Source organism: Ensifer sp. MJa1 (assembly GCF_037026475.1).
Classification (GTDB): domain Bacteria; phylum Pseudomonadota; class Alphaproteobacteria; order Rhizobiales; family Rhizobiaceae; genus Ensifer.
The window spans coordinates 49556-72021 of the sequence record NZ_JAKUMO010000010.1 but is presented as its reverse complement, the minus strand read 5'-3'; the positions used below and the strand labels follow the sequence as shown (position 1 = coordinate 72021).

The window sequence follows — 22466 nt, the reverse complement described above, 5'->3', positions numbered from 1 at the left end:
CGGATTATTACAGAAGCACTTTTCGCAGGCGAATGCGCGGGTGCCGTCCGGCGGCCGCTCTGGAGACATGATGAGCAAGATTGACCTCGACATTTCCAACCTCCCCGATACGACGATCTCGGTCCGGGAGGTTTTCGGCATTGATACGGATTTGCGCGTTCCTGCCTACTCGAAGGGCGATGCCTACGTGCCGGACCTCGACCCGGACTACCTCTTCGACCGCGAAACGACGCTCGCCATTCTCGCAGGCTTCGCCCACAACCGACGCGTGATGGTGTCTGGCTATCACGGCACCGGCAAGTCCACCCATATCGAGCAGGTCGCAGCCCGGCTTAACTGGCCGTGCGTGCGCGTCAACCTCGACAGCCATGTCAGTCGTATCGACCTCGTCGGCAAGGACGCGATCGTCGTCAAGGACGGCCTGCAGGTCACCGAGTTCAAGGACGGCATCCTGCCCTGGGCCTACCAGCACAATGTCGCGCTCGTCTTCGACGAATACGATGCCGGCCGTCCTGATGTCATGTTCGTCATCCAGCGCGTGCTTGAGTCTTCCGGCCGCCTGACGCTGCTCGACCAGAGCCGTGTCATCCGCCCGCACCCGGCCTTCCGCCTGTTTGCGACCGCCAACACCGTTGGTCTCGGCGACACGACCGGCCTATATCACGGCACGCAGCAGATCAACCAGGCGCAGATGGACCGCTGGTCGATCGTCACCACGCTGAACTATCTGCCGCACGACAAGGAAGTCGACATCGTCGCCGCCAAGGTCAAGGGCTTCACCGCCGACAAGGGCCGCGAGACCGTTTCCAAGATGGTGCGCGTCGCTGACCTCACCCGCGCGGCCTTCATCAATGGCGACCTTTCGACCGTCATGAGCCCGCGTACGGTCATCACCTGGGCCGAGAACGCCTACATTTTCGGCGATATCGCCTTTGCCTTCCGCGTGACCTTCCTCAACAAGTGCGACGAGCTGGAGCGGGCGCTGGTCGCCGAGCACTACCAGCGCGCCTTCGGCATCGAGCTGAAGGAAAGCGCTGCCAACATCGTGCTCGAAGCCACCGCCTGATCCCATCGCCCGTCTACTCTTCGGGGGAGGGCGGGCCTTGACGCTGTGGCAAACCCGATGATGCCATGCTGAGGCGTCATCGTCTCTGGCTGAAGAAGGAACTGTCGTGAGCTCGAACTCGAAGGCAAAGCCAACCACGCGCGAGAATGCTGCGGAACCGTTCAAGCGGGCGCTTTCCGGCTGCATCCGATCGATCGCGGGCGATGCCGAGGTGGAAGTGGCCTTCGCCAACGAGCGGCCGGGCATGACCGGCGAGCGCATCCGCCTGCCGGAACTTTCCAAGCGCCCGACGTTGCAGGAGCTTTCCGTCACCCGCGGGCTCGGCGACAGCATGGCGCTGCGCAAGGCATGCCACGATGCGCGTATCCACGCGACCATGTCGCCGCAAGGGGCGGACGCCCGCGCGATCTTCGATGCCGTGGAGCAGGCCCGCGTCGAGGCGATCGGTTCTCTGCGCATGGCGGGCGTCGCCAAGAACTTGGGCGTCATGCTCGAGGAGAAATACGCCAAGGCGAATTTCGCCACGATCGAGCGCCAGGCCGATGCACCGCTTGGTGAAGCCGTGGCACTTTTGGTGCGTGAAAAGCTGACCGGCGAAAAGCCGCCGGCGTCTGCCGGCAAGGTGCTCGATCTCTGGCGCGAGTTCATCGAGGGCAAGGCTGCCGGCGATATCCAGAACCTGTCGTCGACGATCAACGACCAGCAGGCTTTCGCGCGTGTCGTGCGCGACATGCTGACCTCGATGGAGGTCGCCGAGAAATACGGGGACGACGACGTCGAGCCGGACGAGCAGGAAAGCGAGACCGACGAGGACCAGCCTCGCAGCCAGGAGCAGGACGAGAACGCCAGCGACGAGGAAGCCGGCGATGACGCCGCGCCCGCCGATGAGAACCAGGCTGCCGAAGAGCAGATGGAAGAAGGCGAGATGGACGGCGCGGAGATCTCCGACGACGACCTGCAGGACGAGGGCGACGAGGACAGCGAGACGCCCGGCGAGGTCAAGCGTCCCAACCAGCCCTTTGCCGACTTCAACGAAAAGGTCGACTACGCCGTCTTCACCCGCGAGTTCGACGAGACCATTGCGTCTGAAGAGCTCTGCGACGAGGCCGAGCTCGACCGGCTGCGCGCCTTCCTCGACAAGCAGCTCTCCCATCTTCAGGGCGCCGTCGGTCGGCTGGCCAACCGCCTGCAGCGCCGCCTGATGGCGCAGCAGAACCGCTCGTGGGAATTCGACCTCGAAGAGGGCTATCTCGATACGGCGCGTCTGCAGCGCATCGTTATCGATCCGATGCAGCCGCTTTCGTTCAAGCGCGAGAAGGACACCAATTTCCGCGATACGGTCGTGACGCTCTTGATCGACAATTCCGGCTCGATGCGCGGACGTCCGATCACAGTGGCCGCCACGTGCGCCGACATCCTGGCGCGCACGCTCGAGCGTTGCGGCGTCAAGGTCGAGATCCTCGGCTTCACCACCAAGGCGTGGAAGGGCGGCCAGTCGCGCGAGAAGTGGCTCGCCGGCGGCAAGCCGCAGGCGCCGGGCCGGCTCAACGACCTGCGCCACATCATCTACAAGTCCGCCGATGCGCCCTGGCGCCGCGCGCGCCGCAACCTCGGCCTGATGATGCGCGAGGGGCTGCTCAAGGAGAACATCGACGGCGAGGCGCTGATCTGGGCGCATGAGCGGCTGATGGCCCGGCGCGAACAACGCCGCATCCTGATGATGATTTCCGACGGTGCGCCGGTCGATGACTCGACGCTGTCGGTCAATCCCGGCAACTATCTGGAGCGGCACCTGCGCGCGGTCATCGAGCAGATCGAAACGCGTTCGCCGGTGGAACTGCTGGCCATCGGCATCGGCCACGACGTGACGCGCTACTATCGCCGCGCTGTGACCATCGTCGACGCCGACGAACTTGCCGGCGCCATGACCGAACAACTGGCCGCGCTCTTTGAGGACGAGAGCCAGCGCCGAGGCTCTTCGCGCCTGCGCCGCGCCGGCTGACCCAATACGTTTGGAGGTGGCGCGGTGGCTGCCTCCAAACGCGCAAACAGCCTTTAAAGGTCTGTTCCGGGGCGACGCCAATTTACGGACAAGGTTTTACAGTCTACCAAGCTGCGATGATCTCCGTGCGCTTCGCAGGAACCCGGGTGGTCGCTTCCCTTCTCCGATCCTGCTTGCCTGAAAGTACACCACCTGATGCTCGGCCGCGGACTTCTAGCCCTTTTCCTTCTGGCATCGACCTGCCCGGCCGCCTGGGCCGCACCGGATAGCGAAACCCTGCCGATCCGTAGCCGCCAGATTGCGAACTTCGGGGTCGGCTCGAGTGACACGCGGTTTGGGGCGCTCGAGTTTTTGGGCGGGCTGGAGCTGACTTCGTCGAATTCGCTGTTCGGGGCGGTGTCGGCGATCCGTTTTCGGCCAGACGGCAGCTCGTTCATCGCCATCATGGATACCGGGCACTGGCTCGAAGGGGCAGTGACGCGCGATGCGGAGGGGCGGCTGTCGGGTCTCACGGACCTCGTCTCGACGCCGATGGCGGATCGCAATGGCGATGTCGGCCTGGAGAAGTGGAAGGTGGACTCGGAGGGGTTGGCGCTGCGCTCAGGCCAGGTGATCGTCAGCTACGAGCAGGCGCACCGTATCGATATCTATCCGGATCCGGGCTTTGCCCAGTCCAGCCCGGTCGGCAGCCTCTCCCTGCCGTTTTCGGTGAAGGAATTGCGCAACAATGGCGGCATCGAGACCATTGCTGTCGCACCAAAGGACAGCCCGCTCGCCGGGGCGGCAATCGCTGTTTCCGAGCGCAGCGTCGACAAGGCGGACAATCTGCTTGCGGGTATTCTCGACGGGCCGATGCGCGGAGCGTTTTCGGTTGCGCGCAAGGATCCCTATGCGGTGACTGATGGCGCGTTCCTGCCGAATGGCGATCTCTTGCTTCTGGAGCGGCGCTTCTCGTTCGGTTCAGGCCTCGGCATGCAGATCCGCCGCATCGCCGGCGACGCGATCAAGCCCGGCGCCGTGGTCGATGGCGAAGTGATCTTCGAGGCTGACATGCGCCACCAGATCGACAACATGGAAGGACTCGACGTCATCGTCAGGCCGGACGGCGAGATCCGGGTGATCGTCATCTCGGACGACAACCATTCCATCCTCGAGCGCAACCTGATGCTCGAGTTCCGCCTCAACCCCACCCTGACGCAGTAACAAAGCAATCCCAGGAAAAGTGCGTAGCGGTTTTCCGTCCGGGATTGCGAGCTTCCCACTCAATCCCAGGAAAAGTGCGTAGCGGTTTTCCGTCCGGGATTGCGGGCTTCCCTCTCGATCCCAGGAAAAGTGCGCGGCGGTTTTCCGCTTGGGACTAGCTAAGACAAATGAGCCGATGGCCCCGGGGCCATCGGCTCTTTCGTTTCGTCACAAGATGGCTGTTACAGCGCAGCTTCGGCTTTCACAGCCGGCATCGGCTTGATCACGCTCATCAGCGCGCCATAGGGCAAGAGCATGACGAGGCCGCAGAGGATCTTGACGCTCAGGTCGCCGATTGCCCAGGAGATCCAGCGCGGTGCCTCGGTTGCAAGCACGCCGAGAAGGGGGGCGCTCTCCAGGGCAAAGCTGTCGTTCGGCCCGAAGAAGACGAAGAACGGCGCAAAGGCGAAGGAGAAGAACATCGCCGTATCGAGCGCCGAGCCGATCAGCGAGCCGGCCAGTGGTGCATGCCACCAGCTCTGGCGGCGCAACCTGTTGAACACCGAAATATCCAGAAGCTGACCGAACAGGAAGGCCGAGCCCGAAGCAATCGCGATGCGCGGCGTGGCGGCGACGAAGGAGAGCAGGATGGCGACGACGAAGCCGACGACGACAACGCGGCGGGCGATGCGCGGCCCGAACTGGCGGTTGGTTAGGTCGGTCACCAGAAAGGCGAAGGGATAGCTGAAGGCACCCCAGGTGAGCAGGTCACCCAACTGCATGCCGGCAATCGAGCCCGGCAGCGGATATTGAACGAGGAAGTTCGAAGCGACGACCACCAGGGTCATGAGCGCGACATAGACGAAGAACGTGCGGTTGATCAGCATTTTTTTATCCTGGGAGATGCCACCAGCTACAGCGCCGCGTGCCTGATCAGGCACGCAAAGGTCGCTGTAACGCTTTGAATTTCTGCCTAACTCTATCCTTAAATCGATACCGGCATAAGGATAGAGTTAGGCAGTGGGACTTAAGCCGGATCGTTCACCCGGCCGATGAAAACAGAAACGCGCACGAGAAAAAGGCTTGCTGGATGAACCCGCAAGCCTTTTAAACGCGTGTCAAAAGACAGGACGCTGGCGCCGATTAAGCGGCTTCAGCAACCTTCTTGACGATCTGGCGACGCAGCAGGCGAGCGCGCATGCTCAGCTCGTTCTCGTCCGACTTCAGCAGGAAGGCGTCGAGGCCGCCACGGTGTTCGACCGAGCGGAGAGCTGCTGCGGAAACGCGCAGACGGTAGCGCTGGCCGAGAGCATCGGAAATCAGCGTGACGTTGCACAGGTTCGGGAGGAACTTGCGCTTGGTCTTGTTGTTGGCGTGGCTTACATTGTTGCCCGACTGGACGCCCTTGCCGGTCAATTCGCAACTACGGGACATGGTACACCTATTCTCTTTATCGCCGCCGGACAATGCGGTAGCGGGCCCAGAGCCCAGGCCGCGTTCCTAGGCCATTATTGGAAAGTCGCGGTTCTATAGTCAGAGACGGCCGGTCCGTCAAGCCAAACCTCTTGCATTCTCGGAAAACCGCGGTTTTTCCCGGTCGTTCTCCCTTTGCGAAGGGGGGTGCGGCTCACAATATTGCTTCACGAAACCCATTCCAAGCGATTTTGCTATGCGGTATTTCTACTGCTCGGGGGCGCTTGAAGACTTGGCGGCGACATCGCCGTTTGGCCGCCCGCAGCGGCGGATTTGGCGTAGAAAAGCCGCAAACACCCTGCATTTCAGGGTATTGCGGTAATACTCAAGGGATGGATTTGTCTGGGCATGAAGTTGCGAAATTGCTTTCGCGCGGCAGCGCTGCTGTCCGTGGTCTCGTTTTCCACAGCGTCGTCGGCCGCCGATGTCGAACATCTGACGGATTACAGCATCTCGCTGGCCGGCTTGCCGGTCGCACGCGCTTCGTTCCACACTGAGCTTCAGAAGAATCGCTACACGATTTCAGGCACGTTGAAGTCTGCCGGCCTGCTCGACATTCTCAGCCGTACGTCCGGACAGACGCGCGTATCGGGCGTCATCGGCAAGGACTACCTCCACGCGTCGCAATATTCGATGTCTTACCGCAGTGGCTCAAAGAGCAGGGCCATCAGTGTTACCTATCGGAATGGCAATGTGGTGCGTGCGAGCATGACCCCGAAGCGCACGCCGCTGCCGAAGAACTGGGTTCCCGTCACCTCACGCGACATGCGCGACGTCCTCGACCCACTTTCTGGCCTGATCATTCCCGCCGAAGCGCGGGTCTGCCCCAACACGCTGCCGATCTTCGATGGCGAGTCGCGGCTCGATATCAAGCTCTCGTCGAAGGGCACCAGGCCCTTCAAGACCAAGGGCTTCGACGGAGAAGCGATTGTCTGCGGCATCCGCTTCGTTCCGAAGGCCGGCTACAAGAAGGGCCGCGAGGACGTCGAATATCTTCGTCGTCTGCAGACGATGGAGATCTGGTTCGCCAAGGCGCCGGCGGTCAACGTCTATGCGCCCGTCTACGTCCGCATCCCCACCAAGCTCGGGCCGGTCACGGTCTCGGCGACACGATTTGGTGGTTGACGCGCACCCGCGTGCAACTAAAAAGCTAAATTCCACGAAGCATCGTGAGCTATCCGCGCAGATTTCCGAGAGAGAAGTCGCGCGAGGGGACGACTATGAAACTCAAGGCAACGTTGATCGGCTTTTCCGCGATCCTGATGTGGTCGCTGCTCGCCCTGTTTACGGCGGCGTCCGGCAAGATGCCACCTTTCCAGCTTTTGACGATCTGCTTTTTGATCGGCAGTCTGCCGGGGCTGGTTGTGCTGGCGCTAAGGCCGGAGCGACTGGCGCTGCTCAAGCAGCCCGCCAAGGTCTGGATAACGGGCATCGCCGGCCTGTTTGGCTACCACTTTCTCTACTTCACGGCGTTTCGCAACGCGCCGCCAGTTGAGGCGGGGTTGATTGCCTATCTCTGGCCGCTCCTGATCGTTGTTGGTTCGGCACTGCTGCCGGGCGAGCGCCTGCGCTGGTATCACATAGCCGGCGCTCTATCCGGTCTTGTCGGCATGATCCTGATCGTGTCGCGCAAGGGTGTCGCTTTCGACGAAGCCTATCTCATCGGCTATGGCGCCGCCTTGCTCTGCGCCTTCACCTGGTCTGCCTATTCTCTCATCACTCGACGCTTCGAAGCGGTCTCCACGGACGTCGTCACCGGCTTCTGCCTTGCCACGTCTCTTCTGTCTTTCGTCTGCCATCTGGCATTGGAGACGACGGTCTGGCCGCAGACGACCTTCGAGTGGCTTGCCGTCGCCGGTCTCGGGCTGCTGCCCCTGGGTGCCGCCTTCTATGCCTGGGACTTCGGTGTGAAGAACGGCAACATCCAGCTTCTCGGCGTCTTGAGCTATGCCGCGCCTGTTCTGTCGACATTGAACCTGCTGCTCTTCGGCTTTGCCGAGCCGTCCTGGCGCATCGCGCTTGCCTGCCTGTTCGTAACCGGCGGTGCGGTGCTCGCTGCCAAGAACATGATCTTCCGCCAGCGTGTGGCGGTGGCTCAGCCGGCGGAATAGCTGAAACCTGCTAGAGCATCCCGCTCCCAAGTGAAATCAATTGAAGCGGAAAGATGCTCTAGAATCAAAGTGCTAGAGCGTCCTTAGTGCGTTCATATGAACGCACGGCGCTCTAGTTGCCGGGCGGCTGCCAACCGGGAGCCGCCATCTCGAAGGCCGAAAAATCGAAGGCCGGGGCCACCGTGCAACCGACCAGGGTCCAATCGCCGAGCGAAGCTGCGGACTGCCACCAATCGGCCGGGACGATTGCTTGGGGGCGCTCACCGTTCAGGATGTCGGGCCCGAGCCGCACCGTCTCGGCGGGCTTTCCATCCTCGGCGATACCGAGTTCGAGCGGAGCGCCGGCGTGGTAATGCCAGATCTCGACGGCATCGCGCACACGATGCCAATGTGAGCGTTCGCCGCGTTCCAGCAGGTAGTAAATCGCCGTGGAGTGGCTGCGGCTGCCGCCGGCCGTATCGCGAAACGTCTCTATGTACCAACCACCCTCAGGGTGGCGCGCCAGGCCGAGCGCCTCGATGATGGCTGCTGCCGATTGTGCTTGCGCCGTCGGCATCAGAAGTTGTCTTTCCGCTTGCGGATTTCGGCAAAGACGGCCGCGTCGCTGGCGTTTTGCAGGCCGAGATGGGCGCGGATCGCCGGATCCGCGGCCCGCAGGAACGGATTCGTGCGCTTCTCAAGCCCGATCGTCGTCGGCGCGGTAAAGCCGCCATCGCAGCGTGTTTCCTCTATTTCGGCTGCGCGCGCCTTGAGCTCGGCATTGTCAGGGTCGACCGTGACGGCGAAGCGGGCGTTGGAGAGCGTGTATTCGTGACCGAAATAGACTGTCGTGTCGTCGGGCAGCGCCATCAGCCGATTGAGAGACTGCCACATCGTCTCCGGAGAGCCCTCGAACAGGCGCCCGCAGCCGAGCGCAAACAGGGTGTCGGCGGCAAAGAGCAGCTTGTCTTCTGGAAAATGGAAACAGATATGGCCGGCGGTGTGGCCGGGGGTCTCGATCACCTCGACGGGATGGCCGGCGAAGTCGAAGCGTTCGTCGTGACGAACCGACCGGTCGAGCCCCGGGATTTTCGTGGCCTCGCCGGAAGGACCGATGATGGTGGCGCCGAAACGCGCCTTGAGGGCTTCGTTGGCCGCGACATGGTCGCCGTGGTGGTGTGTCGTCAGGATGTGCGTGAGCGTCCAGCCACGCCGTTCCAGCGCTTCCAGAATGGGTTGTTCTTCCGGCGCATCGATCGAAGCGGTCATGCCGCTTGCCGGGTCATGAATGAGCACCCCGAAATTATCGGTGCGGCAGAGAAAGAGGTCGAGTTCGAGTGCGGCCATGGCATGCCCTCCGGTCGCGGCGGGATCAGATGCTGCCGAATGTAGCGAGGCTTGCCTTGAAGTCTACCGCTTCGAAGCTAACATGTTGCGAATGCACACCGATATCGTCGACCTTCGCGAATTCTACCACTCCGAGCTCGGCCGGATGGCGGAGCAGTCCGTCACCATGGCGCTTTCGTCCGTCTGGGCGCGCCTGCCGGACGAACGGCTGGTCGGCCTTGGCTACGCCGTTCCCTATCTCGAGCGCTTCCGCAAGGACACAGAGCGGACCTTCGCCTTCATGCCCGCAGGGCAGGGGGCGGTGAACTGGCCGGTGGCCGAGTTGTCGTCCACCGCTCTCGTCTTCGACGAGGAACTGCCGTTGCCCGACGCCTCGATCGACCGGGTGCTGATGGTGCATTCGCTGGAGTTCGCCGAGAGCCCGCGCGAGACGATGAAGGAAATCTGGCGGGTGCTTGCGCCGGGAGGGCGTCTGGTCATCGTCGTTCCCAATCGCCGCGGCGTCTGGGCGCGTATGGAGCACACGCCCTTCGGATCGGGCCGGCCCTATTCGCGCAGCCAGTTGACGGCGCTGCTGCGCGAAACGAACTTCACCCCGGGTGCAACCTCCGAGGCGCTGTTCTTTCCGCCGTCGAAGCTCAGGGCCATCCTGCGCCTGCGCCGCGGCTTCGAGCGGCTCGGCCGCGCGCTCTGGCCGGTGTTTTCCGGGGTCATCGTCGTCGAGGCACAGAAGCGGCTTTACCAGGGCCTGCCGGTTGCGGCTCGCGCGTCGCGCCGCGTCTTCGTGCCGGTGCTGGCGCCCCAGGGCGTGCCGAGCACGCGCAAGCGACCGCAATCGCCCGCCTGACTTGCGCTGTGGTCGCAGCGGACCCTCGACAAAATCGGCCGGCGCCGGTAATGGCATGACCTTCCTTCCTGTAGCGTTTAATGGCTGCATGTTTTGACCCTCAGGTCGGAGACGACCGAAGGGAACATGCGATAGAAAGCTGATCCGATGAGCCTTGCCTCGAAGAGCCCTGAGCCGCGTGCCGGCATCCTGGACATTGCCGCCTATGTGCCGGGCAAGGAGCATGCCCCGGGCGTTGCCAAGGTGCACAAGCTCTCTTCGAACGAGACGCCGCTCGGCGCCAGCCCCAAGGCGATCGAGGCTTTCCAGGCGGCAGCCTTCAATCTGGAGCGCTATCCGGACGGTCAGGCCAAGGCGCTGCGCGAGGCGATCGGCGCCGTCCATGGGCTGAACCCGGCAAACATCATGTGCGGCAACGGTTCCGACGAGTTGCTCGGGCTGTTGTGCCACACCTATCTCGGACCTGGCGACGAAGGCATCATCACCGAGCACGGCTTCCTCGTTTACAAGATCCAGATCATGGCCGCCGGCGCCACGCCCGTTACCGTCAAGGAGAAGGAGGCGCGCGTCGATGTCGACTCCATTCTGGCGGCGGTGACCGAACGCACCAAGGTCGTCTTCCTCGCCAACCCGGCCAATCCGACAGGGACCTATATCCCTGTCGACGAGGTGCGGCGGTTGCATGCGGGCCTGCCTGAAGGCGTGTTGCTGGTGCTTGACGCGGCTTACGCCGAATATGTGCGCCGCAACGACTATGCCGCCGGGCTGGAGCTCGTCTCGGCGAGCCGCAATGTGGTGATGACCCGCACCTTCTCGAAGATCTACGGTCTAGCCGGCCTTCGGATCGGCTGGATGTATGCACCGGCCGAGGTGATCGATGCGGTCGACCGCGTCCGTGGGCCGTTCAATCTCAGCGCCCCTGCCATTGCGGCCGGAGCGGCTGCGATCCGCGACCAGGCTTTTGTGGCAGCGGCCGTCGATCACAACCTCGTGTGGCTCTCCCGTGTCAGCGAGGCGCTCTCGGCGATCGGCCTTCGTATCACGCCGTCGGTCACGAATTTCGTGCTCATCCACTTTCCGGAAGAGAACGGCAAGCGGGCCGAAGACGCGGATGAGTTCCTGACTGGCCGCGGCTACATCCTGCGGGCTGTCCGCAGCTATGGCTTCCCCAATGCGCTGCGCATGACGATCGGGTCCGAGGAAGCCAACGAGGGCGTCATCGCGGCGCTGACTGAATTCATGGGACGGAAATAATGGCTCAGCAATTTGCAACGATCGCCCTCATCGGTATCGGCCTCATCGGCTCGTCGATCGCGCGCGAGATCCGCGAGAAGCAGCTTGCCGGCACGCTCGTCGTTTCCACGCGCAGCGAAGCGACGCTGAAGCGTGCCGAAGAGCTGGGGCTTGGCGATCGCTATACGCTTTCCGCGGCCGAGGCTGTTCGTGATGCGGATCTCGTCATCGTCTCGGTTCCTGTAGGTGCCTCTGGCGCCGTTGCCGCGGAAATTGCCCCGCATCTGAAAGCCGGCGCGATCGTCACCGACGTCGGCTCGACCAAGGGTTCCGTCATCGCGCAGATGGCGCCGCACCTGCCGGAGACGGTTCATTTCGTGCCGGGCCACCCGATTGCCGGCACCGAGCACTCCGGCCCCGATGCCGGCTTCGTTGGCCTCTTCCGCGGCCGCTGGTGCATCCTGACGCCGCCTGAGGGCGCGGACGGGGAAGCCGTCGCGCGGCTGCGGCTCTTCTGGGAAACGCTCGGCTCGATGGTCGAGGAGATGGACGCCGAGCACCACGACAAGGTGCTGGCGATCGTCTCGCACCTGCCGCACATCATCGCCTACAATATCGTCGGCACCGCCGATGATCTGGAGACGGTAACTGAGTCCGAAGTGATCAAGTATTCCGCCTCGGGCTTCCGCGACTTCACCCGCCTTGCCGCCTCAGACCCGACCATGTGGCGTGATGTCTGCCTGCACAACAAGGACGCGATCCTGGAGATGCTGGCTCGGTTTTCCGAGGATCTCGCCTATCTGCAGCGGGCGATCCGCTGGGGCGACGGCGAGAAGCTCTTCGACCTTTTCACGCGGACCCGCGCCATCCGCCGCTCGATCATCCAGGCGGGCCAGGATACGGCGATGCCGGACTTCGGCCGGCATGCCATGGATCAGAAGTAGCCATTCCAGCCAAAAGAAAGCCCGGGTGCGGAAATCATCCGCGATCCGGGCTTTTCTTTTTGCTTTTTGCGAATGTCGCAGAAGGCGGCCTTTCGATCAGAGCGTCGGCAACACGCCGATCGGGATGAAGGCAAGGAAGGCCGTGCCGTCGCGCACGTTGAGCTTCACCGTCGCCTCGTTCTTGCCGTTCGCAAGCGCCTTCAGCATGTTGGCGGTGTTTTCGACGAGGTTGGCATCGTCCGGGATGAGCGTGACCAGGTTGGCACGCCATGCCTCGATGTTCGTCATTGTCAGCGAGAACTCGCCGGAGATCAGCCCCTGGTCGTTGACCGAGAAGGGACCGGAGAGCTTGGCGTTCATGCCCGAACCGAGATCCAGCGTCAGTTGCCGCAATTCACCCTTGCTGCCGCGGAACATTTCCGGCGTCGGCGTGGCCTTCATCCACCCGGCCTTGTCGGTAAAGGTCAGGTCGGCGGCGACGTTGGCGGGCGGCGCCAGGCTCGGCCCCTCTTCCGGTCTGAGGTCGAGCTTGTCGACACTGAGGGCGGCGTCGAGATCGGCACCGTTCTGGCGCAGATGCACTTCGCCGTGGCTGGCGCCGAAGCCAACCCCGTCGCCGGCGAGCGGCAAACGCATGCGTCCGGTAAGATTGTCATAGGTGAGCGAGGTTCGGTCGAGACCGGACAAGCTCGCCCGGACGCTCGCATGCATCAGCGTCCAGTCGGCGAAGATGTTGAGGCTCGGGGCCGCCCGGATCTCGGCCGGGCCGTCGAGCTCGATCACCGCATGGCCAGGCTGGTAGACCTGGGCTGCCGTCCTCAGCGCTCCGAACGAGGCCGAGGTGCCGTGGCGGGTGTCGTCGAGATGAACCTTGTCGCAGAACAGGCCGATACGGAAAGGAAAGCCGCGCACGTCCATGTTCGTGCATTCGCCGCCAAGGCCGGCCGCCTGTCCCTCGGCAAGGCGTTGGGTGAGCCGCTTTTCGATCTGGTCGGCGGCAAGGAACCAGCCGGCGGAGTAGACGCCGACGGCAAGCACGATGCCTGCGGTCAGCCAGCGGAACTTCCGGCTGACCGGCGAGGAATTGGAAACGGTGGTTGCCGACATGGGCGCGGGTACCTCACTCTATACAGGATAGGGCCGCCTTTCGGGTGGCGCCGTCGATCCGCAAAACTATTCTTTCATTCGCATGCACGGGGACGGACTTGTCTCTTCCGTGCCGGGATGCTGTGCCGTAGAAACCGAGATGGCTGACCATCTAACGGGGCCGATCATGATTCGGCGACGAGAGCAGACAGCGCGGGTTGAATGACAGTGGATATGGACGAATTTTGGGTCTTTGGCTACGGGTCGCTGATGTGGAACCCGGGCTTTGCCTATGAGGAGAAAAGCACGGCGCGTGCCTTCGGCTTCCGCCGTTCGCTCTGCGTGCATTCCTGGGTCCATCGTGGCACCGAGCAGCGCCCGGGACTGGTTCTCGGGCTCGACCGCGGCGGATCCTGCATCGGCACGGCTTTTCGCGTCGAGTGCGGGCAGCAGGCCAGTGTCGTCGACTACCTGCGTGAACGCGAACTGGTCACCCACGTCTACAAGGAGCGCACGATGCCGGTGCAGCTTGCCGACGGCCGGCGGGTACCGGCGCTCGCCTATGTGATCGACCGCGACCACGTGCAATATGCCGGCGCCCTCAGCACCTCCGAGGCCGCAGCCATCGTCGCCGTCTCGACAGGCCGCTCCGGCCCGAACGACGAATACGTCTTTAACGCGCTGTCACATCTCCAGGAGATGGGCATCCGCGATCACTGGCTGGAAGAAGTCGTCGGCCTGCTCAAGCAGGCGCCGCTGCGCGCTCAGGCCTGACCCAAAGCCTTCAGTTCCTTCAGCCGTTGCTCGGCCGTCGGTGGTAGCGGCAGATGCGGATTGGCCCTTACCGTTTCGATCAGCAGCTCATCACTGGCCTTCTCGGTCACTTCCACCAGCTTTGCCAGGAAGGCGTCCGGGTCCATGCCGGCCTCGATCGGCGGCAGGATGCGAACCTTGAAGTGGCCGGGAAAACGCAGGAACTTGCGGCGCGGCCAGAAGAGCCCGGGATGCATGGCGACCGGCACCACCGGCACGCCGAGGTCGCGGTAGAGACGGGCGATGCCATATTTGTACTCGGGCGGAGCGCCCGGAGGCCGCCGGGTGCCTTCCGGATAGATGATGAGTTCGCGGCCGGTTGCCATCTCCTGCTTGGTGCGGTCCATCACACCGGTCATGGCCTTGCCACGGGCGGCGCGGTTCACCGGCACCATGCGCTGCTTGAGGACGTACCAGCCGAAGAGCGGGATCCAGGTCAGCTCGCGCTTGAGAATATAGAAGGGATCGGTGAGCCAGGGCAAAAGCGCGTAGGCATCCCAGAAAGACTGGTGTTTGGGCGCGAAGATGTAGGGCACATCAGGGATATTCTCCAAGCCCTCGATCTCGAAGGTCGTGCCGACCATCTTCTCAAGCAGCCAGTGATTGCTACGCACCCAGTTCTTGGGAACGAACCAGGCCTTCTTGCGTGGCAGCAGGAAGTAGACCGGGGTCAGCACGATCATCTGCAGGATCAGATTGGCGTAGAACACCATATTGAAAAGGATCGAACGCAAGACGATCATCAGGCACGCTTTCGTAGGCGAGTTCTTGAGGGACCGGCGCTTCAGGCCGATGGATCGCTGCCTACACGAATAAGCGCGAAAGGAAAACTGTCCGGCGTCACTTTGCTGCCGGCAACGCCATTCGTCGGCCTCATTCTTCAGCCGGCGTGGCGCGAGAAGGGTCGGTGCGCAGGCCGCTGGTCGGGCGGGCACCGGCGAGATCGCGCAGCGATGCGACTGAATACTTGCCGAATTCCAGCAGGATTGCTTTCAGCACCATCGGGTTGCGCAGCCAGTTTGTCGTCTTCAGGTCGGAATTGACGACAGGATAGGGGATGAATTCCGTTTCCGGGCGGGTGCGTCGAAGCTCCAGCAGGCTACGGGGCATGTGGTAGTTGTTGGTGACGACGAGCACACTCTTGTAGCCGCGATCGTGGATCCATTGGGCGGTCTCGGTGGCGTTGCCGATGGTATCGATGGCCTCGTGGCCGATATCGACGCAGCACTTGAACAGGTCCGCCGAGCTTTGGGTGTTGCGGCGGATCTGGCTGCCTGTCGTGGTCGGATGCACGCCGGAGATCAAGAGGCGCTTTCCGGCGCCAGCCTTGAGCAGATCGACCGCCTGATCGATGCGCTGGAAGCCGCCGGTCAGCACGACAATCGCATCGGCTTTCGGGTGCGCCGGTGGTTGCAGCGATGCGACGGTGTCGGCGAAGTTCAGGAATGCGCCAACCACGATCGCGAGCGGCAGCAAGAGTACGAAGAACGTTCGGCGAAGAATTTTGCGCAAGAGGCTACGGGACCGCCGGCGATTGTCGGCTCCCCCCTGCCATTTGCCTCCTCCGGCCATCCCGCTCCCGCGAACTTCTTGCGCCATCATGATTCTCTTCACATAGCCGCAGATTGCGGCGAGGAATAGATCGGGGGGCGGCGAAACATGCGGCGGTTCAGCTCTGGTAGAGGTCCGTCCGTCCAGGGTCCGAACGGATGAGATCGATCTCGTAGATCGTACGCATGACGGTCAGGCGCGCCGTCACCGTCGTCAGGATGGCGATGACGACGATGATCGCGGCAATGCCGAGGTAGCCGCCATAGCCGATGGTGAAGGTGCCGAACAGCGCGGTCGCCTGGTCGGTCTCAGGCGTTGCCAGCGTGCGCGACTGCCAGAAACCGGCCAGCGCGAAGGAGAGCGCGGCCAGCAGGCCGCCGGCGCCGGCGCCCTTGAGGCTGATCCGCAGGAAATGCTTCTGGAATTCCTTGGCGACAAAGCCCGCTTCCGCACCGACGAAATGCAGGACCTCGACAATGTGGCGGTTGCCGGATAGCGCGCCGCGCGTGGCGAAGACCACCGTCAGCACCATGGCGGAAAAGACCAGCGCCAGCACGCCGGTGCCGATCATGGCCGTGGTGTTGGCCATGGCGACGAGGCGGTCGACCCAGGTGCGGTGATCATCGAGGAAGGCCTGCGGGATCGTCTCGGTCAGCGCCTTGCGCATGCTGGCAAAATCAGGCGGGTTGTTCTCGTCGATGGTGACGATCACGAGCCGCGGTACCGGCAGTTCGTCGAGGTCAAGGCCTTCGCCGAGCCAGGGTTCGAGCAGGCGGGCGGTGGCGGCGCGATCGACGATCTTGCCATCGGTGGTGCCGTTGAAGGTCAGCGCCAGATCGCGGGCGTCGGCGAGCGCCTTTTCCATGTCGAGATTGTCGTCAGGCTTGATCTGGATGGTGATCTCGCGGGAGATCTGCGACTGCCAGCTCTGGGCCGTGGCCCTCACCATGCTGACGCCACCAAGCGTGAGGCAGGCGAGGAACGACATGATGGCAATGACGCACATCAGCGCATGGCCGGAAACATTGCTCGAGGGCACGATCGGGCCGGTCGGCCGAACACGCATCTCGGTGCGGCGCTGCTGCTGTTCCGGCTTCTGCTCGGGGGCGGCATTTGGAGCCTTGCTGCGGCTGTCACTCATAGATGTCGAGCCGCCCCTGCGAAAGGATCATGCGCCGCGCCTCGACCTGATCCATCAACGACAGATCGTGCGTGGCGATCACCACCGCCGTGCCGAGCCGGTTGAGCTCGAGGAAGAGATTGAGAAGCCGTCGTGCCATCGGCGGATCGACGTTGCCAGTCGGTTCGTCGGCAAGCAGGATCTCCGGCCGATCGATCAACGCGCGCGCGATCGCGGCGCGCTGTTTCTCACCGCCCGATAGCACAGGTGGCAGGACATTGATGCGTTCGCCGAGGCCGACCCATTTCAAAAGTTCGAGCACGTCGGCGCGGTAGCTCGTTTCCTCCTTGCCGCGCACGCGCAGCGGCAGGGCGACGTTCTCATAGGTGGTGAGATGGTCGAGCAGGCGAAAATCCTGGAAAACGATGCCGACACGCCGGCGCAGCATCGGGAATTCGTCGCGCGGGATCGACGAAATGTTGCGGTCGAACATGCGGATCAATCCGCGCGTCGGCTGCAACGACAGGAAGAGCAGCCTCAAAAGCGTGGTCTTGCCGGCACCGGACGGTCCGGTCAGGAACTGAAACGACCGGCGCGGAATATCGAAGGTCAGGTCCCGGAGAATTTCCGGGCCCATGCCATAACGCAGTCCGACGTTCTCAAAATGAATCAAGGGGCAGCCCAGTCTCTCTCTCGGCCCTGACAAGTCTACAGACGGGCCGGCCCTTCGCGCATAGGACGACCGGCCCGAAAGGCAAAACCGGCAGCAGAATCATGGTTAAGCGACGATTAAATTTCCATGAAAAGACGCCGCTTTCGCGACGTCTTTCCGAAACATTAACCATTCCGGTTTACGTGTCGGAAAGATTTGATGCAATGCCTAGATTCTTGCACGTCCGAGGGGTCGAGCAGGGGCGAGCATTGCCCGATGGTTTCGCGGATGACAGACGGGTCCAGCGCCTGCGGCGTCCTCTTGCGGGACAGGAGGAAATGATCATGCAGGCTTTCCGCACCAAAACCGCCGGCGCTCCCGCCCGTCCCGACTTCCTGCCGCCCGAGCGCGGCGGCCGCAGCGGCACGCAGGCGCCAAGGCGCGCCGACTATGTCGACGCGGAGTTCGAGGTGATTACCGCTGCCGCGCGCCGCGCGCCTTATCCGGTGTTCAACGACAATGGGAAGACAGGCAGCAGGAAACGACCGACGCTGACGGTCGTGGCAGCCGCGCCATCCTTCGCCCAGCGCGTCCTGTCCCTTGCCGAAACGCGGCTACGCGATATGCCGGCACGCCGTTTCGCCGGGCTGGTTGCGGGCTTTGCGCTTGCGTCCTTCCTCACGATCGTCGGATTTGCCGGCGACGGGCAGGCCGATGTCCAGCCGCTGGCGATATCGGGCATCACCACGGCGTTCGACTATTCCGGCGGCATGCGGGTGTTGTCGGTCTACGGCTCGATCGACAACCGCTCCGACGTCGAGCAGAGATTGCCGCTCGTCGTGGTCGAGGTCGCGGCCAACGGTCGCAAGGTCACGGCCACCCGTGTGATGCCGGAGGGCGTCGTGATCGCACCCGGCGAGAGCCGCCATTTCATGACCAGACTGCCTTATGCAGGTGGAAAAATGCCTGATGTAACGGTTTCCTTCACTGAAAACGGTGTTTCGCCGCGCTGATTGTGCTAAGCGGCGCGCATGGGAAGGCGCGTGTCTTCCGGATGAAACGCTGGAGAAACCGCATGCCCGTCGTTCGCGGAAAGAATATCGAGCCCCTCTATACGGCAGAGACGATCGCTGCGCGCAACAACGAGCTTGCCGACATGATCGTCAACGGTCCGCATAAGGACCTGCTGGTGATCGCGGTGCTGAAGGGCTCGTTCATTTTTGCTGCCGACCTGATCCGCGCCATGCATTCGGCTGGCCTTGCGCCGGAAGTGGAGTTCATCACCCTGTCGAGCTACGGCACCGGCACGGTGTCGCAGGGCGTGAAAATCACCAAGGATATCGACAGCGACGTGCACGGGCGCGACGTGCTTCTGATCGACGACATTCTGGAGTCGGGCCGCACGCTGCGCTTCGCCAAGGAACTGATGTATGAGCGCGGCGCCCGCAACGTGACGATCGCGGTGCTGCTCGACAAGCGCGTCAAGCGCAAGGTCGAACTGGAGGCCGACTATGTCGGCTTCGAATGCCCGGACCACTTCGTCGTCGGCTATGGCATGGACGTCGCCTATGCATTCCGCGAGCTGCCCTTCGTCGGCGTGGTAACCGGCGACGCCGAATAGTCGTGCCATGTTGGGACGACTGACGTGAAATCCGGTCGTTCCACGTTTACCGAACACAAACGAAAAACTGGTTGGTTGGGGATGCACCGCGTGGTGATTCCCTATCGGATTCGCGGTGCTGCAGCGCCGCGCGTCTCCCTCTACGACCGACGCCCGCTGTAAGCTTTTGGATCAGGTGCGGGTGCCGGCGTGAAAGCCGCGCCCTGGAAGCGAACGCGGAGGCCATGATGGCGAAAATCCTGATTACCGAGGACGAGGATGCGTTGCGTTCCTTCGTCGCACGGGCGCTGAAACTCGACGGACATGAGACCGTCGAGGCGGGCGATGGGGCCGACGGCCTTGCCTGCCTGCAGACCGAGGCTTTCGATCTTCTGCTCTCCGACATTCGCATGCCTGTCATGGACGGCATCGAGCTGACGCACCAGGCGTCGGCAGCCTTTCCTGCCATGAAGATCCTGCTGATGACCGGCTATGCCGAGCAGCGCGAACGGGCCGACGACCTGGCCGACAAGATCGTCGACGTCATCTCCAAACCCTTCTCACTTCCCGATATCCGCAAGGCGGTCGCCTTGGCGCTTGCCGCCTGACGGAGCTTCGATACATCGCTGATCGCCACAGGTGACGGGCCGACGGTGACGGGCCGACGCAAGGGCCGGGTCGCACCGGCGTGCGGTCATGCGTCTGCCGCGTGCGGGCGTACCTATCGGTCGGCGCAACTCTGGCCACGCTGGAAAGTGCGCTCAGCGGATATCCAGCAGTCGCTCGAGATACTGCCGCTCGGCCTCCGGCGACAGGGCATCGCCAAGCCGGCGGCGGATTTCCTCCAGGATCTGCCGGGTGCGCTGCGTGTCGATCTGATCGGGGACCTCGACGGTGCTGTCAAAATTCTGACCCATGTTCTGCTGGCGGCGGCCGAGGATATCGCGGCCGTCCTGGCCATATTGCGGAACGCCCTGGCCCTGACCCGGCCCTTGGCCCTGCATCTGGTTCATCATTTCCTGGGCGCCCTGACGCAGCGCCTGCAGGGCGCGTCCCTGGCTGCCGACCGCCTGTTCGCCCTGGCCTTTGCCGAGTGAGCCGGAGGCGCTATCCATTTCGCGCTTGGCGTCGTCGAAGCCCTTGCCCGGCTTGACGCCCATGCTTTCGAGCCCCTTGTTGAGCTCTTCGAGCTGCTTGCCAAGCGCATCCTGTTGCTGCTTCAGCTGCTTCAGAGCGTCCTTCAACTGCTCGGCGGTCATCTCGTCGAGTGGGCTGGGCTCGCCGTTCGGGTCGCCGCGCTGTCCGGGTTCCTGCGGCATTTCCTGACCGAACAATTCGTTGTCCTCGCCCTGCAGCGGGTCGCCGCGCTGCATGCGGTCACGCAAGGCCTGATCGAGCTTGAACGTCTCGTCCATGAGCTTCTGTTGCTGCTGCAGCAACTTGCCGAGCTTGTCGATCTGTTGGCGCATGGCGTCGTTCTGTTCGCCCATCTGCTGCTGACCGCGACCGGCCTGCAGGTTGTTGATCATGCGCTGCAGCTCCGACAGCATTTGCCGCGCCTGATCGCGCGCGCCTGACCGCGCGAGGTTCTCGATCTCGTTCATCATCCTGTCGAGATCCTGCTGCCGCAGAATGTTGTTCGGGTCGAGATTGCGCGCCACGCGCGGGTCCTTCATCGCCTGCTGCGCCAGCGCCTGCATGTATTCGCGCATCGCCTCGCGCAGTTCCTGCATCAGCTTGGCGATCTCCTGGTCGGAAGCATTGCGATCCAGCGCATCGGCGAGTGCCTGTTGGGCATCGCGCAGGCGTCTTTCGGCGAGCGACAGATCACCGTCTTCGATACCGAGCGCGATCTCCCACAGGTATCCGGCTGCGTCCCGCAACATGTCGTCGTTGTGGGCGAGCGCCATTCGCGTGCGCGCCGATTTCAGCAGCAGGAAATGCGTGAGGTTCGGGATCCAGTCTTCAGCAAGAGCGGTGACCGCATCGTTGAGGTCGATCGCACGCGGCAGGTCGTTGGCGTTGAGGGCGAAGACCTGACGTTGCTCCGCGACTGCGGCGGCAAGCGGCTTGGTGAACTGGCGTGCGGGCAGGATCATGTCCTGCGGCGGGCTGCGGCCTTCCTGGCCGGCGGCATCGCGGGCGACGAGGGTGATCCGCACCCGCTTGCCGGCGAGCGGGTGCTCGCTGAGGTTCCGGCTGGTCGTTCCCTTGGCCTCCCGCGGGTTGCGGCGTGGCAGGTCGAGCCGGTACTCCGGCAGGGGATAGAGTGCACGGGCGTCCTTGGCTGGCTCCTCGAGCGGTTGGATGGCGGCCCAGGCACGAGCGATCCCGTAGTCGTCCGACGCCTTGAAGGTGATTTCCAAGGCGGCATTGATCGATGGGTGCGGAATGCCGTCGAAGGAGATTTGCGGGACGCTGTCGGGCGTGATCTTGAAGGCCCAGCGCTGATCGCCGACGACGAGTTCACCATCCCTAACGATCTTGTAGACATGGTTGCGCACGGCGTTCGGATTGGGGGCGGTCTCTGGCGTTGCCATTTCGGCGACTTTCGGTCCGGCCTCGCCAGGTTTCGGTTCGCCTTGTGGTTCCTTTGCCTTTTCGCCCACGGCCGGAATGGCAACCGGTTCAGCATCACCGGTCTGCACATAGCGAACGATCTCGTCGGGGCCCGCACCCGTGACCCGGACGGTCAGGTCGCTGAATTGAGGGATCGTGATGACACCGGCCTCGCCGGCCACGGATGCGACGTCCTGCTTGCCGGTCAAGAAGATCGGCGCGCGGCCAGTATAGGATGGGGGCGTCACCCAGGCGTCGACACGAATGTTGGCGGTTTCGACGGCAGCCTGGGGCAGCCTGAAGGCATCGCTGAGCAGGCCGGCACGATTGGAGTAGGAATAGGCGAAGGCAAGGCAGGCCAGGAGCACCGGCACGGCGCGCAAGGCTAAGGGGTCATGCCGGGCAATGTCGGGCCGCGGCAGGCCCGTATCGAGGGCGCCGATCATCCGCGCCATGCGCGCCTGGTGTTCGCGCCACAGGGCGTCGCTTAGGGGGCTTTCGGTCGCCGGGCGGTCGTGCTGGACGCGGATTGCCTGATGCGGCAGGGCGTTGCGCTCTTCCAACATCCGGTCGGCGTCGGCATTCGTGGGTAGGTGGATCCGCGTCAGCGAAGCGAGCGATGCGAGAAAGCCGACGGCAAAAGCGAAGAGTGCCGCTGCGTGCAGCCAAAACGGTGCGCTACGAAAGAAGCCGAGCCAGGTGAACGACAGGAACAGAAGGACGATGGAACCGGGCAGCAGGATACGTGGCAGCAGTTGTTCGGCGACCAATACTGCGCGCGCCAGCAATCGCTTCAGCGCGAGCGTTCTCGCAAACCTCGGTTGTGGCGTGTCATCCTGCCGGAATTGCGTCATCCGCCCTAGTTTCCTTTCGGCCGCTCATCACCGCTGGTGATCGACAC

At 63.2% G+C, this 22466-nt stretch carries 22 protein-coding genes; 12 read left to right on the top strand and 10 right to left on the bottom strand.

Going from position 1 to position 22466, the window contains the following annotated elements; all coding sequences use genetic code 11:
* Positions 1-70: 70 nt before the first annotated feature.
* From cobS to MKZ91_RS15405, 3 genes are all read left to right on the top strand, one after another.
* Positions 71-1066 (top strand): cobaltochelatase subunit CobS, encoded by a 996-nt coding sequence (gene cobS, locus MKZ91_RS15415; protein ID WP_336171853.1) that lies wholly within the window; start codon positions 71-73, stop codon positions 1064-1066.
* 106 nt (positions 1067-1172) lie between these two features.
* Positions 1173-3068: a cobaltochelatase subunit CobT gene (gene cobT / locus MKZ91_RS15410; protein WP_336171851.1), complete on the top strand. Its 1896-nt coding sequence runs from the start codon at positions 1173-1175 to the stop codon at positions 3066-3068.
* 195 nt (positions 3069-3263) lie between these two features.
* Entirely contained in the window at positions 3264-4271 is a 1008-nt protein-coding gene (locus MKZ91_RS15405; protein WP_336171850.1) for an esterase-like activity of phytase family protein, read from the top strand.
* A gap of 221 nt (positions 4272-4492) precedes the next feature.
* On the opposite strand, the gene MKZ91_RS15400 is transcribed toward MKZ91_RS15405, so the two are convergent.
* Together MKZ91_RS15400 and rpmB are read right to left on the bottom strand one after the other, a co-directional pair.
* Positions 4493-5137: a VUT family protein gene (locus tag MKZ91_RS15400; RefSeq protein WP_336171849.1), complete on the bottom strand. Its 645-nt coding sequence runs from the start codon at positions 5135-5137 to the stop codon at positions 4493-4495.
* A gap of 256 nt (positions 5138-5393) precedes the next feature.
* Positions 5394-5684 (bottom strand): 50S ribosomal protein L28, encoded by a 291-nt coding sequence (gene rpmB, locus MKZ91_RS15395; RefSeq protein ID WP_336171848.1) that lies wholly within the window; start codon positions 5682-5684, stop codon positions 5394-5396.
* A gap of 387 nt (positions 5685-6071) precedes the next feature.
* Between rpmB and MKZ91_RS15390 the strand changes: the two genes are divergently transcribed.
* Both MKZ91_RS15390 and yddG read left to right on the top strand, forming a co-directional pair.
* Positions 6072-6848, top strand: coding sequence for a DUF3108 domain-containing protein (locus MKZ91_RS15390; protein ID WP_336171846.1), 777 nt, complete (start codon positions 6072-6074; stop codon positions 6846-6848).
* A 95-nt stretch (positions 6849-6943) separates the two neighbouring features.
* Complete coding sequence (gene yddG, locus MKZ91_RS15385) at positions 6944-7834, top strand: aromatic amino acid exporter YddG (RefSeq protein ID WP_336171845.1); 891 nt, start codon at positions 6944-6946, stop codon at positions 7832-7834.
* A gap of 112 nt (positions 7835-7946) precedes the next feature.
* Here the strand turns inward: yddG and MKZ91_RS15380 are convergent, their stop codons facing one another.
* A complete protein-coding gene (locus MKZ91_RS15380) occupies positions 7947-8390 on the bottom strand; it encodes a cupin domain-containing protein (RefSeq protein ID WP_336171844.1) in 444 nt (147 codons plus the stop codon).
* Positions 8390-9160, bottom strand: coding sequence for a hydroxyacylglutathione hydrolase (gloB, locus tag MKZ91_RS15375; protein ID WP_336171843.1), 771 nt, complete (start codon positions 9158-9160; stop codon positions 8390-8392). The genes MKZ91_RS15380 and gloB overlap by 1 nt, the downstream gene beginning before the upstream one ends.
* 82 nt (positions 9161-9242) lie before the next feature.
* Between gloB and MKZ91_RS15370 the strand changes: the two genes are divergently transcribed.
* From MKZ91_RS15370 to MKZ91_RS15360, 3 genes are all read left to right on the top strand, one after another.
* A complete protein-coding gene (locus tag MKZ91_RS15370) occupies positions 9243-10007 on the top strand; it encodes a class I SAM-dependent methyltransferase (RefSeq protein ID WP_336171842.1) in 765 nt (254 codons plus the stop codon).
* 147 nt (positions 10008-10154) lie between these two features.
* A complete protein-coding gene (gene hisC, locus MKZ91_RS15365) occupies positions 10155-11261 on the top strand; it encodes a histidinol-phosphate transaminase (RefSeq protein ID WP_336171841.1) in 1107 nt (368 codons plus the stop codon).
* Positions 11261-12184: a prephenate/arogenate dehydrogenase family protein gene (locus MKZ91_RS15360; RefSeq protein ID WP_336171839.1), complete on the top strand. Its 924-nt coding sequence runs from the start codon at positions 11261-11263 to the stop codon at positions 12182-12184. Before hisC ends, MKZ91_RS15360 begins: the two co-directional genes overlap by 1 nt.
* A 96-nt stretch (positions 12185-12280) precedes the next feature.
* Here the strand turns inward: MKZ91_RS15360 and MKZ91_RS15355 are convergent, their stop codons facing one another.
* Positions 12281-13291, bottom strand: a complete 1011-nt coding sequence (locus MKZ91_RS15355; RefSeq protein ID WP_336171838.1) for a DUF2125 domain-containing protein — start codon at positions 13289-13291, stop codon at positions 12281-12283.
* Positions 13292-13492: 201 nt separating this feature from the next.
* On the opposite strand from MKZ91_RS15355, the gene MKZ91_RS15350 reads away from it, so the two are divergent.
* Entirely contained in the window at positions 13493-14044 is a 552-nt protein-coding gene (locus MKZ91_RS15350) for a gamma-glutamylcyclotransferase (RefSeq protein WP_336171837.1), read from the top strand.
* Here the strand turns inward: MKZ91_RS15350 and MKZ91_RS15345 are convergent.
* The 4 genes from MKZ91_RS15345 to ftsE form a co-directional block, all read right to left on the bottom strand.
* Positions 14035-14826, bottom strand: coding sequence for a lysophospholipid acyltransferase family protein (locus MKZ91_RS15345; protein WP_336171836.1), 792 nt, complete (start codon positions 14824-14826; stop codon positions 14035-14037). The genes MKZ91_RS15350 and MKZ91_RS15345 overlap by 10 nt on opposite strands.
* A gap of 130 nt (positions 14827-14956) precedes the next feature.
* The gene (locus tag MKZ91_RS15340; protein ID WP_336172017.1) at positions 14957-15655 is read right to left on the bottom strand and encodes a YdcF family protein; all 699 of its coding nucleotides are present in this window, start codon (positions 15653-15655) and stop codon (positions 14957-14959) included.
* A 97-nt stretch (positions 15656-15752) separates the two neighbouring features.
* The gene (locus tag MKZ91_RS15335) at positions 15753-16775 is read right to left on the bottom strand and encodes a cell division protein FtsX (protein WP_336171835.1); all 1023 of its coding nucleotides are present in this window, start codon (positions 16773-16775) and stop codon (positions 15753-15755) included.
* Complete coding sequence (ftsE, locus tag MKZ91_RS15330) at positions 16768-17427, bottom strand: cell division ATP-binding protein FtsE (protein ID WP_336171834.1); 660 nt, start codon at positions 17425-17427, stop codon at positions 16768-16770. Before ftsE ends, MKZ91_RS15335 begins: the two co-directional genes overlap by 8 nt.
* A gap of 323 nt (positions 17428-17750) precedes the next feature.
* Between ftsE and MKZ91_RS15325 the strand changes: the two genes are divergently transcribed.
* From MKZ91_RS15325 to MKZ91_RS15315, 3 genes are all read left to right on the top strand, one after another.
* The gene (locus MKZ91_RS15325) at positions 17751-18419 is read left to right on the top strand and encodes a hypothetical protein (protein ID WP_336171833.1); all 669 of its coding nucleotides are present in this window, start codon (positions 17751-17753) and stop codon (positions 18417-18419) included.
* A 62-nt stretch (positions 18420-18481) separates the two neighbouring features.
* On the top strand, positions 18482-19027 hold the full coding sequence (gene hpt, locus MKZ91_RS15320) for a hypoxanthine phosphoribosyltransferase (RefSeq protein ID WP_336171832.1): 546 nt from the start codon (positions 18482-18484) through the stop codon (positions 19025-19027).
* A gap of 227 nt (positions 19028-19254) precedes the next feature.
* Positions 19255-19614 carry a response regulator gene (locus MKZ91_RS15315; protein ID WP_173520548.1) on the top strand — a complete coding sequence of 120 codons (360 nt, stop codon included), beginning with the start codon at positions 19255-19257 and terminating at the stop codon, positions 19612-19614.
* A gap of 153 nt (positions 19615-19767) precedes the next feature.
* Here MKZ91_RS15315 and MKZ91_RS15310 read toward each other — a convergent pair whose 3' ends face one another.
* Complete coding sequence (locus tag MKZ91_RS15310; RefSeq protein WP_336171830.1) at positions 19768-22419, bottom strand: TIGR02302 family protein; 2652 nt, start codon at positions 22417-22419, stop codon at positions 19768-19770.
* Between the last annotated feature and the right edge of the window lie 47 nt (positions 22420-22466).

Bases quoted from the DNA above. Each gene is read 5' to 3' on its own strand.
- yddG (WP_336171845.1), top strand. From the start codon at position 6,944: ATGAAACTCAAGGCAACGTTGATCGGCTTTTCCGCGATCCTGATGTGG.
- rpmB (WP_336171848.1), bottom strand. From the start codon at position 5,684: ATGTCCCGTAGTTGCGAATTGACCGGCAAGGGCGTCCAGTCGGGCAAC.
- MKZ91_RS15360 (WP_336171839.1), top strand. From the start codon at position 11,261: ATGGCTCAGCAATTTGCAACGATCGCCCTCATCGGTATCGGCCTCATC.
- hisC (WP_336171841.1), top strand. From the start codon at position 10,155: ATGAGCCTTGCCTCGAAGAGCCCTGAGCCGCGTGCCGGCATCCTGGAC.
- cobS (WP_336171853.1), top strand. From the start codon at position 71: ATGAGCAAGATTGACCTCGACATTTCCAACCTCCCCGATACGACGATC.
- MKZ91_RS15405 (WP_336171850.1), top strand. From the start codon at position 3,264: ATGCTCGGCCGCGGACTTCTAGCCCTTTTCCTTCTGGCATCGACCTGC.
- MKZ91_RS15400 (WP_336171849.1), bottom strand. From the start codon at position 5,137: ATGCTGATCAACCGCACGTTCTTCGTCTATGTCGCGCTCATGACCCTG.
- MKZ91_RS15315 (WP_173520548.1), top strand. From the start codon at position 19,255: ATGGCGAAAATCCTGATTACCGAGGACGAGGATGCGTTGCGTTCCTTC.
- MKZ91_RS15325 (WP_336171833.1), top strand. From the start codon at position 17,751: ATGCAGGCTTTCCGCACCAAAACCGCCGGCGCTCCCGCCCGTCCCGAC.
- MKZ91_RS15370 (WP_336171842.1), top strand. From the start codon at position 9,243: ATGTTGCGAATGCACACCGATATCGTCGACCTTCGCGAATTCTACCAC.
- gloB (WP_336171843.1), bottom strand. From the start codon at position 9,160: ATGGCCGCACTCGAACTCGACCTCTTTCTCTGCCGCACCGATAATTTC.
- MKZ91_RS15390 (WP_336171846.1), top strand. From the start codon at position 6,072: ATGAAGTTGCGAAATTGCTTTCGCGCGGCAGCGCTGCTGTCCGTGGTC.
- MKZ91_RS15345 (WP_336171836.1), bottom strand. From the start codon at position 14,826: ATGATCGTCTTGCGTTCGATCCTTTTCAATATGGTGTTCTACGCCAAT.
- MKZ91_RS15335 (WP_336171835.1), bottom strand. From the start codon at position 16,775: ATGAGTGACAGCCGCAGCAAGGCTCCAAATGCCGCCCCCGAGCAGAAG.
- MKZ91_RS15380 (WP_336171844.1), bottom strand. From the start codon at position 8,390: ATGCCGACGGCGCAAGCACAATCGGCAGCAGCCATCATCGAGGCGCTC.
- MKZ91_RS15340 (WP_336172017.1), bottom strand. From the start codon at position 15,655: ATGGCCGGAGGAGGCAAATGGCAGGGGGGAGCCGACAATCGCCGGCGG.
- MKZ91_RS15310 (WP_336171830.1), bottom strand. From the start codon at position 22,419: ATGACGCAATTCCGGCAGGATGACACGCCACAACCGAGGTTTGCGAGA.
- MKZ91_RS15355 (WP_336171838.1), bottom strand. From the start codon at position 13,291: ATGTCGGCAACCACCGTTTCCAATTCCTCGCCGGTCAGCCGGAAGTTC.
- MKZ91_RS15350 (WP_336171837.1), top strand. From the start codon at position 13,493: ATGACAGTGGATATGGACGAATTTTGGGTCTTTGGCTACGGGTCGCTG.
- hpt (WP_336171832.1), top strand. From the start codon at position 18,482: ATGCCCGTCGTTCGCGGAAAGAATATCGAGCCCCTCTATACGGCAGAG.